Source organism: Plectonema radiosum NIES-515 (assembly GCF_025753815.1).
Lineage (GTDB): Bacteria > Cyanobacteriota > Cyanobacteriia > Cyanobacteriales > Nostocaceae > Hassallia > Hassallia radiosum_A.
In genome coordinates, this window is sequence record NZ_JAOWRF010000081.1 from 1 (window position 1) to 2515 (window position 2515).

The window sequence follows — 2515 nt, forward strand, 5'->3', positions numbered from 1 at the left end:
CTGGACGTACACCACACAAACGTTTAAAGTCTTCTGGCTTTAGGCTCTTTACTTGTTCCTAGGTCATCAATGATACCCAACTCTAACCTACTTGTCCCATGCATCTGTGACTTTTGCTCATAGGTCTAGTGATGAAGGCATTTTGGTAAATTACTTTCCCATCGGATTGACGCATGAGGGTTAGTTCGCACCAATTGACTCCCAAGGCGGGTTGAGTATCTCTCATATGTATTTGACGCTGGTGTTCCAAAAACGATTCGCACTGCATGAAAAATACTGAAAAAGCCGCCAGTACAGTATCAAAGATGCTGTAGCGTGTTGCATTACTGGCTAGCCTTGGGTCCTTGATTTTAGCGATCGCTTGTTGGAGAAATCCCAGCATTACCACAAAACTCAGTGCCATCGGCTCCATGTTGATGCCCCTGAAGAAATACTCCTTTATCCTCAAGCTAAACTATACCCGTTGTCAAAATTTGAATTTGGAATTGCTGCTTGGAGGAGATGATATTCTCGAAGGCTACGCCGGAGATGATATACTTGATGGCGGTGATGGTAGCGATCGCTTGGTTGGCGGTTTAGGCAACGATACTCAAATTGGTGGCTTAGGCAACGATACTCACTATGCCGAACTAGATAACGGCACTATCATCGATCTCGCAGGCGATAACCATATTGATGCTAGTGAAGGTGACAACGTTGTTATTGCGGGTGATGGAAACGATGTTGTTTAGAGCGGTCCTAACGATGATATCATCACTGGAGGTAATGGTAGCAATGCCCTCTACGCTGGAGAAGGTAAAAACCAGATTATTACTGGCTTAGATAACGATATTATCTACGCAGGTGCTAGTGACGATATTATCTACGCTTCGGCTGGTGATGACCAAATCTTTGCTGCTGAAGGCAACAACTTCATTATGGCTGGTGCTGGTAACGATATTATCTATGCAGGTACTGGTGATGATGTCATATTTGGAGATGCAGGTAACGACCTGATTTTTGCGGGTGACGGAGATAATATCATTAACGGTGGCACAGGTAATGACATCATCAATAGTGGTAGTGGTAAAGATTTGTTTGTCTTAGTACTCGGTGAGGGTACGGACACTATTACCAATTTCCAAGTTGGTCACGATTTAATTGGATTATCTGGTGGTTTGACCTTTGAGCAGTTGTCGATAAACCAAGGTATCGGTAGCAACAGCGACTTTTTCACCCTTATCAGCGATACAAACAACGGTAATATCTTGGCATCGCTCTTTTTGGACACCAGCCAGCAGCATCAACAGTTCTTCGTTCACAATTATTTAGTCCTAACAACAAAAGCTGGGAAATAGCAAATATTTCTCAGCACCAATAATTTGCTGGGAGTACCGTGATACTTATCAAATTACCTTACATTCTTGAAGCTTTCCACCTATTGCTAAACATATCAGCGAAGATTGATATTACTTTGCGATCGCGTATCTTGATATTGGTATTAATCCCCATTCCCGACTGCAACGGAATATTCCTTCCCGATACCAACAACTGCTGACTAGATAATTCGACTTTTGCAGGGAATCTGTAGAATGGATAAATTTGGTCGGGTGGTAGTGCGTCCGAACCTATGGACACTAGTGCATCGCGGCTAAAATAACTTACCAGTATTTGAAGTGGTGTCAAAGACTGGTAAGCTTAATATTATAAATTTCCTAAAAAAGACCAAAAATGCCCCAATCAGTAGCAAGGATTATCGTACTATCCCAGAAGCAACAGCATTTGCTCTCCCAAATAACTCGTGTCCATACAAACCCTTATCGATTAGTCCAACGGGCACAATTGGTATTGTATGCGGCTTCATGTATGACAAATACGGAGGTTTCTTTGTTATTGCGACTAACACGAAATCGTGTCAGGCTATGGCAGAATCGATTTTTAGATGCAGTTGGATCGTTAAACCAAGCAGAATCAGAGGGTATAGATGATGAAGTATTACATAGAAAAATCATTCGGCTTTATTCGCTTTGTTTATACTCCAAAGCATAGCTCATAGCTGAATCAAATTGAGTGTTGGTTTATTATACTGGTACGTCTTTACAAATAAAGTGGAAACTCCAGTTCAAACAACGATCTCAAAGTCAAAATTTTTAGTTTCATTGATTACTTGAATCGTAAAGAGTGCAAAGCCATTGGTTTGGAAGTTTTTGGGATATCGAAATACGACTTTGACTGTGAGCGTTATTTTAGCCGTGATGCACTAGTCAGTTTTAAATCAAAATAGAATAGCTATAGTATTTCAATCCTATTATAAATAAAACTAGAAACAGTTATGAATATCACTTCAAAAAATAAATTCGAGCCGACATCAGTCAATCAAATTGAACGTATTCATAAACCTACTCCAGAGGAGTTTAGACAAAAAATATTGTCTTCTAGAAAACCAGTGATTATTACTGGTAAAATGAATGATTGGAAAGCATTCTCTTTCTGGTCAGTTGATTATTTGAATAATCTTGTAGGTAATAAACAAATT

Annotated in this window: 5 protein-coding genes and 1 pseudogene; 4 read left to right on the forward strand and 2 right to left on the reverse strand. The window is 40.0% G+C overall.

Annotated elements, in window-relative coordinates:
- Positions 1-82 precede the first annotated feature (82 nt).
- The gene (locus OGM63_RS05075; RefSeq protein ID WP_263744412.1) at positions 83-403 is read right to left on the reverse strand and encodes a hypothetical protein; all 321 of its coding nucleotides are present in this window, start codon (positions 401-403) and stop codon (positions 83-85) included.
- Positions 404-416: 13 nt separating this feature from the next.
- Here OGM63_RS05075 and OGM63_RS05080 point away from each other — a divergent pair, with 13 nt between their 5' ends.
- Both OGM63_RS05080 and OGM63_RS05085 read left to right on the forward strand, forming a co-directional pair.
- Positions 417-731, forward strand: a complete 315-nt coding sequence (locus OGM63_RS05080) for a hypothetical protein (RefSeq protein WP_263744413.1) — start codon at positions 417-419, stop codon at positions 729-731.
- 15 nt (positions 732-746) lie between these two features.
- Positions 747-1337, forward strand: a pseudogene (locus tag OGM63_RS05085) (calcium-binding protein); the annotation flags it as partial.
- Positions 1338-1395: 58 nt separating this feature from the next.
- Here the strand turns inward: OGM63_RS05085 and OGM63_RS05090 are convergent.
- Positions 1396-1617, reverse strand: coding sequence for a hypothetical protein (locus OGM63_RS05090; protein ID WP_263744414.1), 222 nt, complete (start codon positions 1615-1617; stop codon positions 1396-1398).
- Between the two features lie 93 nt (positions 1618-1710).
- Between OGM63_RS05090 and OGM63_RS05095 the strand changes: the two genes are divergently transcribed.
- Together OGM63_RS05095 and OGM63_RS05100 are read left to right on the forward strand one after the other, a co-directional pair.
- Positions 1711-2028, forward strand: coding sequence for a helix-turn-helix domain-containing protein (locus tag OGM63_RS05095; protein WP_263744415.1), 318 nt, complete (start codon positions 1711-1713; stop codon positions 2026-2028).
- 283 nt (positions 2029-2311) lie between these two features.
- A partial coding sequence (locus tag OGM63_RS05100) for a cupin-like domain-containing protein (RefSeq protein WP_263744416.1) occupies positions 2312-2515 on the forward strand: 204 nt, incomplete at its 3' end.

Coding starts and splice junctions, on each gene's coding strand:
- OGM63_RS05075 (WP_263744412.1), bottom strand. CDS start 403: ATGGCACTGAGTTTTGTGGTAATGCTGGGATTTCTCCAACAAGCGATC.
- OGM63_RS05080 (WP_263744413.1), top strand. CDS start 417: ATGCCCCTGAAGAAATACTCCTTTATCCTCAAGCTAAACTATACCCGT.
- OGM63_RS05095 (WP_263744415.1), top strand. CDS start 1,711: ATGCCCCAATCAGTAGCAAGGATTATCGTACTATCCCAGAAGCAACAG.